Below are 15,537 nucleotides of genomic sequence, written 5' to 3'. Positions count from 1 at the left end.
AGGGCAAAATCCTGGGCCTGGATTTTTCCTTATTGGGGTTAAGCGCAGGGGCCTGCCTTGTGGAGCACGTTTCGGCAACGTGAAATTAGAGAGATAATCTTTGAATGAGTAGAAAAGTCGCGACACTACAGTTAAGGAAGAAAATGGCAGCACAAAAAAGCCGCTACGCATCAGTCATCTGATGTATAGCGGCTAATAGACTGTTTTCAGTTAATCACACCTAATTAATAGATTGTGATAGCTTGCTTACCGTATTCCTTGTTGAAGTGAGAAACAGTTTCCCAGCTAATAGCACCGTGGTCGTACTTCATGTTCTTACCACCGGTACCAGCCTTAGCAGTTGAACTGTAGTAAAGGGGATCGTTAACCTTGAATTTACCATTCTTGTAACCAACGATAACCTTGCAATGATTCCGCTTCTTATCACCGTTCTTTTGGTAAGAAGAGTAACCGTAGAACAAGACAGGGTAGCCACCTTGAACGTACATCTTGATGGTGTTGGCGTTGGCCTTGGAAATGTTTGCGGTTCGCTTCGTCCAGTGGTGAGAGTACTTGGTTAATGCGGCAGCGGTAATGACGTGGCCGAAGCCGACACCTGTGTAAACATTACCCTTTTGACCACCCTTGGTTGGAACCATTGGTAAATGATCTTGTGCGTAACGTAAGTTAACTTTCACACCACGGTAGCGAAGTAACATGGTCATCGCAGCTGAGGCACAGCCCCAAGGCGCAAAGACGGGTTTGTATTGACTGACATAAGGAACCTTCAAAACCTTGCTTGCCGTGCTAGTGGCTACAGCATGAGCGTTAACGTAGCCTAAGTAAGTCTTCTTTGAGTTGTAGAGCCGGTAGTAAGTCCGACCATTACTCAACTTGTACTTGCCATTTGCTTTGTAAGCCTTGTGGAAAAGCTTGTTTGAAGATGAGACGGCGTGCCACTTGTTTTGATAGACCTTGTAGCCCTTCTTAACAAAGTGGATTTCGTGCTTATATGACTTCCAGGACTTACTGGTTTGCTCTGGAACCGCTTTCGTTGCGGCGTTGGCGGTAACTGATGCGGGTGCTGTCAGCGGGATGTTGACGGTACTACCAACCGTAATGATAGCGAGTAGGGCTGCCCCATTGCGGAGTAGTCTTTTGCTTAGACTAATTTTAACCATTGTGGTTCCTCCTATATGTATGTTTGTCACAGTCTTGATTATACATCAAAACTGTTTTGAGGGACGACATTATATATATAAAACATAGATTTTAATCATATGAAAAAAATTTTAAATTAGATTGTTTTGTAATGAATGAAATTGTGTATGGTGCTAAAGCCTTATTTTATAAGGGATTCAGGACTGCAAAGAAGAATTGCTATTTTTAAAATAAAGCGGGAATAATATTGTGCTTTCACGATTCAGTAACTAAATGTAAGCAATGATACCTGCTAACATTGAGATTTTTTCATGCTTTAGCTTAAAAAAGACAATTGTTGAAGGGTGTTAAAACTTTGTCGTAACGTCATAAAAGACTATATCCACTCTTTGGAGAGAGAATACAGCCTTGTCGTTAATGATTATTAATCCACAATCGTCGCGCCCAGCGCCGTCTCAAAGTGGCTCAACGCCCAGTCGTGACCGACCTGATTGAAGCTGGCCACGGCATTGCGGTGAATCACCAACTGATAGCCCAGATTGTAGGCATCAACTGCCGTGTGGAGCACGCAAATGTCCGTGCAGACGCCGGTTAAATGGAGGGTGTCCACGTGGCGTTCGCGTAGTCGCAGGTCGAGATCGGTTCCGGCAAAAGCGCTGTAGCGGGTCTTGTCGAACAGCCAGACATTATCGTCCGCGATATGTTGATCAAACCAATCCTTGACCGGACCGAAGAGTTCGCGGCCCCAAGTGTTACGAACGTTGTGGGGTGGGAAAAGCTTGGTCTCAGGATGGTAGGGGTCGTTAGGCGTGTGGACGTCTGTAGGTAGAAGGACCCAGTCGCCGGCCTGATGCATCTGATCTGCCAACGTAACGATTGCCGGGGCCAGTTTTTGCCCGGGCTCGCCGCAGGTCAAGGCACCCTTATCCGCCACGAAATCATTGGTGTAGTCGATAATTAACAATGCTTGATGATTGGTCATATCTGATCGTCTCCTTACCTTATTTGGACTAGTATGCCGAGTAAGCAGGTCGTTGTCAATGGGGCTGGCTATTAGCAGATTAATAACTACGGCGAATTCATTAATAATGAGTCGTTGTCGGCTAGATGATAACAGTCTTGCCGGGCAGGTCATTATTTATAAAATAACTAGCAGGAAACATTGACAGGCACCACGGAGTTTCGTATACTATTGATGAATTCATATTATATCGCGTATAATATTGTGAGGAGGAAAGCATATGGCCATTCAGGTACCGACCGAGCTTCTCGACGGTAGCGTGCTGGGCTTGCTGACGCAGCAGGACCACTACGGATACACGCTGACGCAAGAAGTACGGCAACTCTTGCCAATCTCGGAATCGACCCTGTATCCCGTGTTGCGGCGGCTGAAGAAAAATGGCTGGCTGGACACCTACGACGAACCCTTCCAGGGGCGAAATCGCCGGTACTACCGGTTGACGGACAGTGGTCGAGAGCGTTTAGCAGAAATTCAAGGGGACTGGCTGGACTTTAGCCAGGCAATTTCACAGTTATTGGAGGGAAACACGCATGAATGATTACATTCAGGCCATTGAAAAGTTGTTGGGTCAGCTGACAACGGCGGAGCAACAAGACGTGGTGGAATATTACCGCGAATACTTACTGGATGCCGGAATCGAAACGTATCAGCAGGCCGTCGACGAGTTGGGGACACCTCGGTCGTTGGCGCGCAAGGTCTTAGCGGATTACTCGATTCGGATGAGTGAACGCGAGACTAAGGAAAATGCGTCAACGGGACAGTCACGGTCTAGCGTGCAGGCGACTAAGAATAACGTGCGGACGGTCTGGCTGATTGTGCTGGCACTGTTGTCGACGCCAGTCACGATTCCCATCTTGATTGTGGTGGCAGCTTTATTATTTGCGATGGTGGCCGTGCTGGGGAGCCTGGTCGTCGCTGTAATCGCAATTGTGTTTAGTGTGATGGCCCTCGGAGTAGTGGGCATTGTTGCGGGACTCTTCGTCATCTGGCAGACGCCATGGACGGGACTCTTTTACCTGGGGATCGGGTTATTTTCTCTGGGCGCCTGCATCATCGGGTGGTTAATCTTGAAATGGTTCGGGAGTAAAGTGGTTTGGGCACTGTCATGGGCGGCAAAGGCAATCTATCGTCGCTTCATTCCACGGAGTCGAGCAGAACGGGGGCGTAAGCTATGAAACGGAGCTTAAAGATTGGGATAACTTTGATGGTCTTGGGGGCCGTCTTGTTCGGTATTGGCTGGATGAATCATGGCGACAAGGCTGTCGTTTGGAATAAGTCAACGCGGGGATTTAAAACGATTCAGGAAGTCAAACGCAGCTATCATCCGGGTGATTATCAGCGGATCGTGGTGGATTCGAAGGCGCCGGTTACCATTAAGGATGGCGATACCAACCGCGTGACTGTCAGCTACATGGATGGGGATGCCAGCTTGCCTAAGGCCAGTGTGGATAAGGGGACGCTGACCATCAAGGGTGGCAATTCAGCGCGGCATCTAAACGTCTCGATCTTTAGCTTATCGGATCGGTCGACGACTAACGGCGGCGTGCTGATCACCGTGCCGCGAGATAAAAAGTTAGACAGTATTGTCGTGAAGAAGGGCAGCGGCAGTCTTTCACTGCGCCAATTGCAGGCCAAGCAAGTGGCCATTGAAAACACGGATGACGTCAACCTCTACGCATTGCGGGTTGATCGGAACGTCACGGTCAATTCAACCGATGGCGATATTTACGCGGACCATGTGCGGGCCCAGCAGCTGCGGGTCAACGCCGATGACGGGGATATGGGGATCTCGAATAGTCAGTTAACAGCAAACGATAATCAGTTTACCTCGACCGACGGCGACGTGCGGGTGTCGACCAGTCGGCTGGGCGGTGGCCGTATCGATTCGAACGATGGGGACGTCAACCTCCAAGGTAACCGAATCACGCGGAAACTTAAGGTAAGCACGAATGATGGGGATATTCACGCGGATATCGCCAAGTCGGCGGGCGCTAAAGTCTTCTCACAGGATGCCGACATGAGCGATATCACAGTCCTCGGCAGACACCGACACAGCGGTTACTGGCTGCGGCGGGAAGCCAAGTCGCAGTACCAATTAACGGCGGGTGACGGCGATGTGCGGGTCTCAAATCAAACAGATTAAGCAGCGTATGGAAGAGTCTGGGACAAATCCCCAGACTCTTTTGTTGTGCCATTTTATATGGTCGAAACGTGCGCCAAAAGGCAGCCGGTTCCGCTTAAAACTGATAACCAAACAATCCAAAACCAGGATTATTCGGTTATCAGCCTTAATGCTCACCGGCTAACCACTTTTTGTCCCACTCTTTTTTCTGGCTTCTGGGGCGAAACGTGGTAGAATGTAATGACTGCTTTATACCGGATTAAACATCAAATACAAGTACTAGAGGAGATTTTATCGTGTCTGATTCATCATCTTACTGGCAAAACATCGCGGATCACGCCAAGGCCGAAGACCGGCCCTTCTTCAGTTTGGCGCCAATGGAAGCTGTCACGAACGCCATCTTTCGGCGCGTCGTGGCACGGGCAGCCGCACCCGACGTTTTCTTTACGGAATTCACCAATGCCATCAGTGTGACCCATCCCAAGGCTAAATTCACCGTTGCTGGCCGGCTCTACGTGGCGCCTGAAGAGGCCCACATGCCGGTTGCCCAGTTGTGGGGCAACGATGGGGAAGCCTTTGCCCGCGCGGCAGAGAACGTGAAGGAACGGGGTTACGAGGCCATCGATATCAATATGGGTTGCCCGGATTCAACTGTCATCAAGAATCACGGAGGGAGTGACCTGATTCGTAACTTCGATAGCGCGGCGGCTGTGATTGCCGGTGCCAAGACGGCCGGTTTGCCCGTGAGTGTGAAGACGCGGTTGGGCTACAGTCGCCTGGATGAATGGCGCGACTGGCTGACCTTCCTGTTCAAACAGGACATTCCGTTACTGACGATTCACCTGCGGACGAAGAAGGAAATGAGTCGGGTGCCTGCCCATTACGAACTGATCGATGACATCGTGAAGTTGCGTGATGAGGTAGCCCCACATACCTTGCTACAATTAAATGGGGATATTGAAAACTACCAAGATGGCGTGGCTTTAGCCAAGGCACATCCTGGTGTAGACGGCATCATGATTGGTCGTGGCATCTTCACGAGTCCGTTCGCCTTTGAGCAGACGCCGCAACACCATGACGTCAAGGAACTACTCGGGCTGTTGGATTACCAACTCGATCTCTACGATGAATTCGAGCAACGGTTCGATACATCGCGGTTTGCCTCCCTCAAGCGGTTCTTCAAGATTTACGTGCGGAGTGAACCCAACGCCGCTAGCTTGCGGAATGCAATGATGGAGACCCATACGACCGATGAAGTACGGCAGTTGCTGGCGGATTCGGAATTTACGAAATAAGAGTATTTAGCAAAAGGACCTGAGGAATTTTTCCTCAGGTCCTTTTTTGCAGTTATTTTATCGCCTGAATGAATCGTGAATTGGCGGTGATGTAGCCGCCAGCGACCTTGTAACGGAGTGTGTCGCCTTTACGGAAATTATTGGCATTGGAGTAAGCCCAGCCGGTAACTTTGAGTATGGTACCCTTAGCGATATGCTTGTTCTTCTTGGATAAGTTCGCCGTACCGTAGCGGTTGATGGCCGTTTTTGTGCGTATACGCTTAGGCAGCGCGTGTTTGCCAGCAATGACCAGCTTCTTATTGCCAGAAACGTATTGACCGTTGCTGAGGATAAAACGAGTGGTTAGGTTGTGACTGACAATCTGTTTGACGCGAAGGACTTGTCCCTGCCGGTAGTGAACACGTTTACCGGTTAAGTTCTTCTTTGCGTAACCGTTCAGACCTTGGGGATTGATGACCATAAGCTGTTTTGGTTTGCCAGCGTAGTAGACGGGTGCAACGTAATCGGTTCTAGTGGTGATGTAGCCAGTCACCCTGCGACCATTGAGATCCTTTACCCGATAGCGTTTAACACCGTTTTTGGAGGTCGCGAAGCCAATGACTTTAAACATTGGTCGGTTCATCCGTGACTTCTTGGCATAGTGTGCTTGCTTTGCGGACCGAGTAAGAGTTGGTTTGGCATATAGGTTTAATCCTTTAGTTGCGTAGATGACACTGTTTTTAATGACTGGCGCCACGGTATTTTTAGCATACGTGTAGGTGACGGATTGTTGGCTAGTTGTAAAAATACCGGTCTCCTGACCAATTGTCTTCACCAAGTGGTAGCCGGGAATGGTGAGAGGGGCGGTCTGGTAGTGGTCGCCGAGGGCACCGATCAGAGTCTTAGCCGGCTTGAGGACCTTTTCCCGTTCATCGAGGTAGTGAATAGTAACAGGCTGACTATTGGGATTGGGGGGCGGAGTGGGGCCTGGTCCCGGGGCACTCGGATTCTTGAACGCATAGGTAATCGGAATCAGCACCGCATAGGATGTCAATACACCATCGGCCATGACTTTGCCATTACTTGTGTGAATGAATGCTTTAATTGGTTCTTTGATGAGTTGACCTGCTTTTGCTTCTGACGCGGAAGGGTCTAAGTTCACCAACTCTTCCGGAGGCGTTGTTAAATAATTAGCAGTCGCGAGAAACAAGAGACCAGCAAAATTGTCATCATACTGGGTTTCGTCGGAAAATATGGTGTTCAAAGCGTTGAGCATTTCTGGGCCTATCAGGTTACTAAGGGACACGAGCTTTTTCTTTAAGGTCGTTTCATAGTGTGCCTTGGCGGTGTTGAAGTCAACCTTGTTTATCACTTTATCCGCAGCGGCCTGATAGATCCAAGCATACATATAAGCTGAAGCTTTATAGGCCTTGGAAAAATCCTCGAGGTTGGTGGCAGTTGGAACGATATTTTTATCAAATAAGTATTGGGCTAGCGGTTCGTTAGGGTCGATGGTGAGGCCGGACACGGCTAAGTTGTTCATGGCATTGGCTACATTGGAAGCGTTGATGTCGACCTGATGATTACCGGTCAGTTTTTGGGCAAAATCTGATCCAGTGATTTCCGCTGTCGTAAATTCATGAGCGGTGGCGTTGGGAAACCAGAACATTTTGCTAGTCTTTCCTTGGGCATCCGTAATGAAATTATACGGGAGTTCGGCGGAATCGAAGGTGTAGGTCTGTTGACTATTGGAACGAGTGGGTGCAGTCTCAGTTGGTTGGCGAGTGGCGGCTTGAACGATGGTAGGCATTAGGCCCCCACCAATCAAGATTAGCGATAGGCTAATTAGGGTGAGTCGTTGAATGAGTGTCATCATGGTTTCACCTCGTCTTTTGCTTATTTAGATGGTATTAGTCTATCATGAAATGGGAGGAAAATCTTGCCTATAATAATCAAAAAAAGCCAGGACAACGGCGCCCTGACTTGCTTTAATCACAATTTTATAAATTAATTTATGTCATTAATGAACTTTGAATTTGCGGTTATGTAGCCGCCAGCGACTTTGTAACGGAGTATGTCGCCTTTACGGAAATTGTTGGCATTGGAGTAGGCCCAGCCGGTAACTTTGAGCGCGGTACCCTTAGCGATGTGCTTGTTCTTCTTGGTTAAGTTAGCTGTGTCGTAGCGGTTGATGGCCGTCTTGGCTTGAACACGCTTAGGCATCACTACCTTACCAGCGGTGACCAACTTCTTATTGGCAGAGATGTATTTACCATTACTTAGCACAAAACGAGTAGTGAGGTCATAGTTAACAATTTTTGTCACCTTGAGAACCTGGCCTTGCTTGTAGTTGGTCCGCTTGCCGGTCAGAGCTTTATTGGCATAGGCATTCAGACCTTTGGGGTTAATCACAGTAATCTTGTTTTGCTTAGTCGCGTAGTAAAGTGGTGCAACATAATTGGCGTTAGCTGTTACGTAGCCAGTTGTACCTTTACCGTTGAGGTCCTGGACTTTATAGCGCTTAACGCCATTTTGGGAAATTGCGGTACCAGTGACCTTGAACATTGGCCGGTTCATCCGCGACTTGTTAGCGTACCAGGTCTTTCGGGCACTGTTTGTGAAGGTTGGGGATGAGTAGAGGCTAATTTTCTTAGTAGCATAGATGACACTGTTTTTAAACACTGTGTCGGCCGCCATTTTACCGTAAGTATAGGTGATAGTCTGATCAGAACTTGTAAATGTACCGGATTCCTGACCGGTCGTCTTGATTAATTTGTAACCGTTGATGGTTAGGGGCTCCGCCTTATAAGAATCGCCGAGTGAGCCAGTTAAAGTTTTGTCTGGCTTCAGTGTGTTTCCTTGGTCATCAACGTAGTGGATGGTGACGGGGTGGCTGGTTACGCTAGGCGTTGTAGTTGTGTCGGTTTCGGGCTTAAAGGAATAGAACGCCGGGGTATCTCTAAGGGCAACGAGTAGCCCATTAGTTTCATAAGTATCACCATTTTTCGTAACGAGTTGAGATAACGGGGTGTTTAAGGCCTTCCTTGCTAGGTCTGCACTAGCATCGGGATTTAATGTTGCCAATTGTGAATCGGTATAGCTGGGGTTAACGTGGTAGGATGTTTTCATGTCAGGTAGATCATCCAGAAGTTCTTGGAAGTGCGCTAGTGTATCAAAGAAACCGTCATATAAATTATCCGTTGCATTAAGTTGCATGAATTTAGTGGCATTCATTGCCTTATCCTGCATATTTGTCTCGTAGTCCGCTTTAATGGTTGGAAAGGGAGTACCTATCTTATACTCTGCTGATACTTTAAAAATCCAAGCAATGAGGGCAGTGTAATCTGAAAATTCTGTTGTTGCGGTTTGGGCATCTATCGAACTATCAGCGAAAAAATTTGAGTTAATCAGATAATCAACAAGCTTTTTGTTGGAGGTAAGGGTAATGGGGGTGAAAGTTAGGGAAGCTATAGTTCCAGCGTCCACTGGCGCACTAGTGATACCAGGATACTTATTTGGAAAATCATTTGTAAAATTAGTACCACTGTTCATTTGTTCCGTTGTGAGTGTTTGCGAACCAGGGTACCATGGCTCATGGCTAATTGAGCCATCACTTTCCTGAATGACGCTGTAAGGTAGGTCAACGATGCCAACAGTGGCTTTGACATCGTCAGTGGAACTGGAAATCGTTGTATCAGTGGAACTATCGGCTTGAACAACGGTAGGAACCGTTACACCGGTAAATAAAATTAGTGCTAGTCCAGCAATTGTTAATCTATGTAGGACAGTTTTCATACGAATACCTCCTAATGAGTAACTATTTTATTACGGTATAATTTTAACACTTAACTGGTTGGATATGTAAATGCTTTTTTCTATGTGACAGGGTTGTAAGCAACGAGATAATTAAGAGATCATTCTTAAAATTTATAGAATTATGTTACTTAATTTGTATTGCTAGTAATGTATTTATTGGTAACTATGCACCGTAGAGTGTCGTTTTTGCAAAAAGTCAGTAATATTGGAACAAGATTGGTCGGCAATCTTAAAAGTGAGGTTTATTGGAAGCGTACCGGTTATTTTTAGATAAGGTGATGATGAAAAGACCACATTAAAAAGGCACTAGCTCATGTCGAACTAACGCCTTCAATCGTTCATCTTAACTTAATTAAATAGTTATTAACGTGCCTTGTAGATACTGCTAGTGAAGCCAGTTGAGGCAGCGGCTTCGTCGTTGGCAGCTTGGACCAGCTTCTTTTGCGTGTCGGTAAGGCGGCTGTTGTTCCACTTGCGAACGGCGGCGTTCTTGGCGTCTTCAGACTTGTAAGTCTTGCCGTTGAACGTGTAGTCGCCGGAAGCTTCGACGTTGTTGTTGCCGACAGCGGCTGGAATGGCAATGGCAACGATGACCACTGCGACTAAAGCAATAATAGATTTTGCGAGTTTACTCTTAAACATATTGAAAATTCCCCTTTACTTATGCCTGATTTCCGCTGAACTCTGATGAGCAGCTCAACCATCATACCGTAAGTTAGTTGGTCTGCGCAACTAGTATTTTTCGCCGGTCTGACGGGCGATTAGCGGCAAACGTTGCGGTGAAAATGAAGGTATCGCTTCCAATTAAAAAGTGATAAATTAGAGAAAAAATAGAAAGCTCGGTGAACAGCATGCAGTTATCGGAAAAAATCACGGGCAACGTTGCCCGCGCAGTCAATCCACATGGTTTGAAACGCATGATGGCCCAACAGATTGAAACCGTCCGGCAACGGGGAACCTATGTCGGGGCCAAACGGGCGTTGATTCTTGGCGGCTCGGCCAGCTATGGATTGGGGAGTCGATTAACGGCGGCATTTGGACAAGGTGCTACCACTATTTCGGTTGGGTATGCGCGGCCGCCACAAGGCGACTTCCTCGGGGCAGCTGGCTGGTGGAACCAGGTATACTTCAAGCAGGCTGCGGAACGGGCTGGACTCGTTGCGCAGAATTTTAATGCCAATGCCTTTCTGAGTAGTACGAAACAACTCGTAATCGACTATATTCGGCAACGCTTGGATGGGCCAATCGACCTATTGGTGTATTCGGTTGCGGCACCCAAACGCGTCAATCCAGAAGATCCCGATGAGGTCTGGCGTTCAGTAATCAAGCCAATTGGGGCGCCGGTCACCGATTATTCAGTGGATTTGGAACATGAAAAATTAGTAACGCAAACACTAGCGCCCGCGACCCCGGAAGAGGTTGCGGCGACGACCCACGTTATGGGTGGCGAGGACTGGGAGCTGTGGGTGCGAGCCCTCAAAGCGGCCGGCGTTCTCGCGCCTAATTGTAAAACGATTCTGTTCTCCTATGAGGGGCCCGTGGCGACTGCGGTTATTTATCACGATGGCACGTTGGGGCAGGCGAAGCGGGCAGCCGAGGCCAGTGCCCGGCGATTACAGGCGTTGCTATCTCCAAATGGTGGTGAAGCTCTGATTAGCGTGAACCGGTCGGCTACGACCAAGGCATCGGCCGTTATTCCCGGATTCTCGCGGTACTGTTTGGCGTTGTTGCAGGCGGAACAGGTCAGTGGCACGCATGAAACAACCGTGGAACACCAAGATCGGTTGTTCCGCGACATGGTCTATGGTCGGCAGCGGCAGGTTGACGACTTGGGGCGGTTGCGACCGGATACGTGGGAACTTTCGGCGGCGACACAGAGCCAAGTGGCCCAGCTGCTACCAAAAATCACGCCAGCGACCTTTACGTCGGATCTACCAGGCTACCAGCAGTATCGACGGGAATTCCGCCAACTGAGTGGTTTTGATGTTCCGGGAGTGTCCGTCGACTTTGATAGGGCCGAGTTAAATGGTCTGGTTTACTAAATTAGCATTTGAAATCTGCATTGTCTATTATATAAAAAAGGAAACGCAAAAATTAATTGCGTTTCCCTTCCTGTCATTGCCTTTAAAGCTTTATGATTTTAAAGGAATTTGGAAATCAAATGAGTGGAGAATATCGTCATCATCATCATTTTGCGGTGATGCATCGAAACGCCATCGAATATTGTTAATTTTCTTGACGTCTGACATGTTTTCGAGCAGAAATACTGCTTCCCCTTGCTTGGTCACACCTTTATCAATATCACTAATGTTCTTACTGTCGAAAGAATCTATATCGACTTGCTGCCCATCACTTGTACTTAACTTTGATTGACTGTCAAAAAGTTGCACATCTTCACCAGATTTGTATGAGTAAGATAATACTACCATGCCATTAATGGTCTTACTACCTCCGCCATCACTGTACTTGAATGGCTTAGTTTTGGTTATGTAGACATTTTTAATTGAGAGGCTACCTGATTTCCATGAGGTATCGGTAATCTTTGGTAAATATTTTTTGCTATCGACTAACGTATAAGTAGTGTCATCGGAAAGCTTACCAGTGGTTATTGAAGATTTGCTATCTTGTTCCTTAGCGCTAGAGGATGCTTGGCTTTCGTCTGAAGATGAGGTGGAGCTAGCAGTTGCAGATGAATCTTGATTGCTAGCTTCTCCAGTTGTGTGTGTTGAGTATACATTGATTAGTGTGAAAATTAGAATTAGCGCGCCTGCTATTGAAATCCAGACCACCTTTCGTTTATACCAGGGAAGCTGTTCAACAACTGTAAATTTTTTTCCATTTTCATCGGTTATCTGTTTTTTTGGCAATTTAGGTTACTCCTTTTCTTCTAGATGAAGTTGATGATACGCCGAAATAAGAAAAAAGTCATGCAATATGCTTAGTGTTAATTAATTATAATATTTATAAAAAACCGTAAGTATTATTTTTTGCTTTAAGAATTACTTAGTTTTGCTTCAAATGGATACTTGAGCATAGTTCTTAGCTTAATTTACTAGATTATAAGCCCGCCATAATGCCTTTTTAGCACTATCCTTATGTAAGCGAAGCCAAATTACAATTTTCTGAGAGTCGTTGCTTTTTGCTAGGGAATCGGTGAAAAAAGGTCTATAATACTCAGCAGTCTATAGCGACCCTTGCCGCCAATGTGGTGGGGTCGCAACATCATTTGGCCGTTGATCCATCGGTTGGCGTGACCTAACCGCTGACCTGATTACCAGACGCGCCACAATCCAATGCTGACGATTAAGGAGAACCCACACAACTATGACCCCAAGTATTCAAATCATTTTTGCCAGTATGTCTGGTCGTAATCGCGCACTCGCTGGCCATTTACAAGCCCAGTTGGCGTCCAGAGCTCAAACGGTGATTACGGAGATCTCACAGGCGGATGCCTTCGAGTTGCCGAAAGCCGACGCCGTTATCGTGATCAGTTATACCTATCATGATGGTGAATTGCCGGATGAGGCCCAAGACTTCTTTGAGGATTTGAAAGAAGTCGACCTGAATCGGACGAAGTTTGCCGTTTTAGGCTCTAGCTCTAAAAAGCACCTGCATTTTGGTCGGGCCGTGGATTATTTAACGATTCAGTTGAATTCTAGCAACGGTGAACAGGTGGCGGATTCCGTCAAAATTGACCAAGATCCAGACGCCGACGATTTGGCCCGGGTTGACCAACTCGCCCAACGCGTCTTAAAGAGTTTTGAAGATTAATCGGAAAATTTAACGAGGTGAAACCAGAATGTATTTACGTAAAGCAAAAGCAGAAGAAATTGACTTAGTTTGTGACATTATTGAAGATGGTAAGAAGCAACTTGCCGATGCCGGTATCGACCAATGGCAGAACAACTATCCCAACCGCGCTGTTATCGAAGGCGACATTGAGGATGGCCGGGCCGTTATCTACAACAGTGATGACCACGAAACGTTAGGGGTCGCTGCCGTGATTGAAGCGCCAGACCACGCCTACGATACGATGAAGGGGGAATGGCTTTCCGACGCGACGAAGTACGTGACGGTTCACCGGGTCGCTATCTTCTCCCATCATCAGGGCAAGGGCTACGCATCCCAACTGTTCCGGGATTTGTTCGACTACATCGATGAACATCATCCGGAAGCTCAGAGTATCCGGATCGATACCCACCGGGACAACTTGAAGATGCAACACCTGATCGAAAAGTTTGGCTTCAAAAAGGTCGGCCAGATCGACGGCGTTTACCATCCCGACGATGTCTGCTTCGTTTACGAAAAGCTTATCTAGGCTGGGCTGGCGGCAACCGTTAGTCACCAAACGAACCGAGCCTAACGAAATGTTTATGCGAAAAAAATAATTTTAACGGAAGCCGTTACCGGTCTAGTGCCGGCGGTGGCTTCTTTTTTTATGCACTGAGTTTGAATAAACGCCGCTGTTGCGGCATAATTGGGGTTGGCATTTATGAATATTCACCCGGTTATTTAAAAAGCAGTTGCTTAATTGCCCAGAACCAGGTAGCATATTCTCATATACTTTTAATCTTTAAAACGAATAATCCTTTTAATAGGGGATAGAAAGAAGGAATTAGATTGCAAAGAAGACTAAGCGCACGCCAAATGCAGATGATTGCGTTGGGCGGGACGATCGGCGTTGGATTATTTATGGGGTCTGGTTCCACAATCAAGTGGACGGGACCTTCCGTCCTCATCGCCTATATTATTTCTGGTGTTTTTCTATACTTAATTATGCGGGCCTTAGGGGAAATGCTCTACGTTCACCCCACAACCGGGTCCTTTGCGACATTTGCTTCCGAATACATGCACCCCGTCTTTGGGTATCTCACGGCTTGGAGTAATATCTTCCAATTCATCGTCGTGGGGATGAGTGAAATGATTGCGTTGGGCGGCTACTTCCGTTTCTGGTGGCCGAACTTGCCGGACTGGATTCCTGGGTTGGTGGCGATTACCTTCCTATGTATTGCCAACCTGATTTCGGTTAAGATGTTCGGGGAGCTAGAATTCTGGTTTGCCCTGATCAAAGTTGTCACGATTGTCTTGATGATTATTGCCGGCCTGGGGGTCATTCTCTTCGGGTTTGGGAATGGCGGTCACGCCGTCGGAATCAGTAACCTGTGGACGCACGGTGGGTTCTTCACCGGTGGTGCCAAAGGGTTTATCTTCGCGTTAGCTATTGTGCTGGCGTCGTATCAAGGAATTGAGTTAATCGGGGTCACGGCCGGTGAAGCCGAGAATCCCCAACACACGCTGGTGACGGCGATTCGGTCGACCGTTGCCCGGATTCTGATTTTTTACGTGGGGGCCATCTTCGTTATCGTCAGCATCTACCCATGGGACCAGCTGAATCAGATTGGGTCACCATTCGTGCAGACGTTTGCTAAGATCGGGATTACCGCTGCTGCCTCAATCATCAACTTCGTGGTGATCACGGCCGCACTGTCCGGGTCGAACTCTGGAATCTACAGTGCCAGTCGGATGGCCTTTACCCTGGCAGAAAAGAAACAGTTACCACGAAAAGTGACGCTGCTGAATCGTCATGGGGTGCCCGTATACGCCGTTATCGCGATTTCTATCGGGATTGGTATCGGGGTCGTGTTGAACGTGGTCTTACCGATGTTCTTCAAGGATGCCAGCCAGATCTTCGTCATGGTTTACAGCTCCAGTGTCCTGCCCGGTATGGTACCGTGGTTCGTGATTCTGATCAGTGAAATTGAATTCCGCAAACAGAATCCAAAAGAAATGGCCACTCATCCGTTCAAGATGCCATTCGCGCCATGGTCGAACTACGTGACGCTGGTCTTCCTGGCGATTACGCTGATCTTTATGTTCCTGAATCCTGAGACGCGGGTATCGATCCTGGTTGGGGTCGTCTTCTTGGCCATCATGACCCTCATCTACTTCAGAAAGTACCAGCCGCGCGAAAAGGAAGAAAAGACCCTGTAACTGGCTAACGATTGTCGCTTGCGGCTGCCAGAATTCTGCCTGCTGTGGGGACCGGTCCAAGCCAAAGGGCGGTCTTGAACCTCGACTTGAAGCCGTCAAAATTCAGCCGTCTTCAAGCTCGTCCCATGACCTAACCTGGCCTAAAACGCCAGCTAAGGTCATCGTCACGGCCG

Annotated in this window: 14 protein-coding genes; 8 read left to right on the top strand and 6 right to left on the bottom strand. The window is 47.7% G+C overall.

The window, feature by feature from the left end:
* Positions 1 to 224 precede the first annotated feature (224 nt).
* Both EKM73_RS01270 and EKM73_RS01265 read right to left on the bottom strand, forming a co-directional pair.
* Positions 225 to 1,160 carry a C39 family peptidase gene (locus tag EKM73_RS01270; RefSeq protein ID WP_125700184.1) on the bottom strand — a complete coding sequence of 312 codons (936 nt, stop codon included), beginning with the start codon at positions 1,158 to 1,160 and terminating at the stop codon, positions 225 to 227.
* A 404-nt stretch (positions 1,161 to 1,564) separates the two neighbouring features.
* Entirely contained in the window at positions 1,565 to 2,122 is a 558-nt protein-coding gene (locus EKM73_RS01265; protein WP_125700183.1) for a cysteine hydrolase family protein, read from the bottom strand.
* Between the two features lie 259 nt (positions 2,123 to 2,381).
* Between EKM73_RS01265 and EKM73_RS01260 the strand changes: the two genes are divergently transcribed.
* The 4 genes from EKM73_RS01260 to EKM73_RS01245 all read left to right on the top strand — a co-directional run bounded on the left by EKM73_RS01260 (position 2,382) and on the right by EKM73_RS01245 (position 5,578).
* A complete protein-coding gene (locus EKM73_RS01260; protein WP_125700182.1) occupies positions 2,382 to 2,699 on the top strand; it encodes a PadR family transcriptional regulator in 318 nt (105 codons plus the stop codon).
* Positions 2,692 to 3,336: a DUF1700 domain-containing protein gene (locus EKM73_RS01255; protein ID WP_125700181.1), complete on the top strand. Its 645-nt coding sequence runs from the start codon at positions 2,692 to 2,694 to the stop codon at positions 3,334 to 3,336. The genes EKM73_RS01260 and EKM73_RS01255 overlap by 8 nt, the downstream gene beginning before the upstream one ends.
* The gene (locus EKM73_RS01250) at positions 3,333 to 4,304 is read left to right on the top strand and encodes a DUF4097 family beta strand repeat-containing protein (RefSeq protein ID WP_125700180.1); all 972 of its coding nucleotides are present in this window, start codon (positions 3,333 to 3,335) and stop codon (positions 4,302 to 4,304) included. The genes EKM73_RS01255 and EKM73_RS01250 overlap by 4 nt, the downstream gene beginning before the upstream one ends.
* A 275-nt stretch (positions 4,305 to 4,579) precedes the next feature.
* Positions 4,580 to 5,578: a tRNA dihydrouridine synthase gene (locus tag EKM73_RS01245; RefSeq protein WP_125700179.1), complete on the top strand. Its 999-nt coding sequence runs from the start codon at positions 4,580 to 4,582 to the stop codon at positions 5,576 to 5,578.
* 52 nt (positions 5,579 to 5,630) lie between these two features.
* Here EKM73_RS01245 and EKM73_RS01240 read toward each other — a convergent pair whose 3' ends face one another.
* From EKM73_RS01240 to EKM73_RS01230, 3 genes are all read right to left on the bottom strand, one after another.
* On the bottom strand, positions 5,631 to 7,433 hold the full coding sequence (locus EKM73_RS01240) for a DUF5776 domain-containing protein (RefSeq protein WP_125700178.1): 1,803 nt from the start codon (positions 7,431 to 7,433) through the stop codon (positions 5,631 to 5,633).
* Positions 7,434 to 7,564: 131 nt separating this feature from the next.
* On the bottom strand, positions 7,565 to 9,352 hold the full coding sequence (locus EKM73_RS01235) for a DUF5776 domain-containing protein (protein ID WP_125700177.1): 1,788 nt from the start codon (positions 9,350 to 9,352) through the stop codon (positions 7,565 to 7,567).
* Between the two features lie 384 nt (positions 9,353 to 9,736).
* A complete protein-coding gene (locus EKM73_RS01230) occupies positions 9,737 to 10,015 on the bottom strand; it encodes a hypothetical protein (RefSeq protein ID WP_125700176.1) in 279 nt (92 codons plus the stop codon).
* A 209-nt stretch (positions 10,016 to 10,224) separates the two neighbouring features.
* Here EKM73_RS01230 and fabV point away from each other — a divergent pair, with 209 nt between their 5' ends.
* Positions 10,225 to 11,415 (top strand): enoyl-[acyl-carrier-protein] reductase FabV, encoded by a 1,191-nt coding sequence (gene fabV, locus EKM73_RS01225; protein ID WP_125700175.1) that lies wholly within the window; start codon positions 10,225 to 10,227, stop codon positions 11,413 to 11,415.
* A 90-nt stretch (positions 11,416 to 11,505) separates the two neighbouring features.
* On the opposite strand, the gene EKM73_RS01220 is transcribed toward fabV, so the two are convergent.
* The gene (locus EKM73_RS01220) at positions 11,506 to 12,240 is read right to left on the bottom strand and encodes a hypothetical protein (protein ID WP_125700174.1); all 735 of its coding nucleotides are present in this window, start codon (positions 12,238 to 12,240) and stop codon (positions 11,506 to 11,508) included.
* Between the two features lie 457 nt (positions 12,241 to 12,697).
* Here EKM73_RS01220 and EKM73_RS01215 point away from each other — a divergent pair, with 457 nt between their 5' ends.
* From EKM73_RS01215 to EKM73_RS01205, 3 genes are all read left to right on the top strand, one after another.
* On the top strand, positions 12,698 to 13,144 hold the full coding sequence (locus EKM73_RS01215; protein WP_125700173.1) for a flavodoxin domain-containing protein: 447 nt from the start codon (positions 12,698 to 12,700) through the stop codon (positions 13,142 to 13,144).
* Positions 13,145 to 13,172: 28 nt separating this feature from the next.
* Positions 13,173 to 13,691, top strand: coding sequence for a GNAT family N-acetyltransferase (locus tag EKM73_RS01210; protein ID WP_125700172.1), 519 nt, complete (start codon positions 13,173 to 13,175; stop codon positions 13,689 to 13,691).
* Between the two features lie 302 nt (positions 13,692 to 13,993).
* Positions 13,994 to 15,364 carry an amino acid permease gene (locus EKM73_RS01205; RefSeq protein WP_125700171.1) on the top strand — a complete coding sequence of 457 codons (1,371 nt, stop codon included), beginning with the start codon at positions 13,994 to 13,996 and terminating at the stop codon, positions 15,362 to 15,364.
* Positions 15,365 to 15,537 lie beyond the last annotated feature (173 nt).

This window comes from Levilactobacillus fuyuanensis (genome assembly GCF_003946395.1).
Classification (GTDB): Bacteria; Bacillota; Bacilli; order Lactobacillales; family Lactobacillaceae; genus Levilactobacillus; species Levilactobacillus fuyuanensis.
Note: the sequence above shows the minus strand (reverse complement) of the source record. Positions and strands in the feature narration are given on the sequence as shown.

Excerpts from the sequence above, each read along its gene's own strand:
- EKM73_RS01230 (WP_125700176.1), bottom strand. The coding sequence starts at position 10,015 with ATGTTTAAGAGTAAACTCGCAAAATCTATTATTGCTTTAGTCGCAGTG.
- EKM73_RS01210 (WP_125700172.1), top strand. The coding sequence starts at position 13,173 with ATGTATTTACGTAAAGCAAAAGCAGAAGAAATTGACTTAGTTTGTGAC.
- EKM73_RS01255 (WP_125700181.1), top strand. The coding sequence starts at position 2,692 with ATGAATGATTACATTCAGGCCATTGAAAAGTTGTTGGGTCAGCTGACA.
- EKM73_RS01270 (WP_125700184.1), bottom strand. The coding sequence starts at position 1,160 with ATGGTTAAAATTAGTCTAAGCAAAAGACTACTCCGCAATGGGGCAGCC.
- EKM73_RS01260 (WP_125700182.1), top strand. The coding sequence starts at position 2,382 with ATGGCCATTCAGGTACCGACCGAGCTTCTCGACGGTAGCGTGCTGGGC.
- EKM73_RS01250 (WP_125700180.1), top strand. The coding sequence starts at position 3,333 with ATGAAACGGAGCTTAAAGATTGGGATAACTTTGATGGTCTTGGGGGCC.
- fabV (WP_125700175.1), top strand. The coding sequence starts at position 10,225 with ATGCAGTTATCGGAAAAAATCACGGGCAACGTTGCCCGCGCAGTCAAT.
- EKM73_RS01240 (WP_125700178.1), bottom strand. The coding sequence starts at position 7,433 with ATGATGACACTCATTCAACGACTCACCCTAATTAGCCTATCGCTAATC.
- EKM73_RS01215 (WP_125700173.1), top strand. The coding sequence starts at position 12,698 with ATGACCCCAAGTATTCAAATCATTTTTGCCAGTATGTCTGGTCGTAAT.
- EKM73_RS01265 (WP_125700183.1), bottom strand. The coding sequence starts at position 2,122 with ATGACCAATCATCAAGCATTGTTAATTATCGACTACACCAATGATTTC.
- EKM73_RS01235 (WP_125700177.1), bottom strand. The coding sequence starts at position 9,352 with ATGAAAACTGTCCTACATAGATTAACAATTGCTGGACTAGCACTAATT.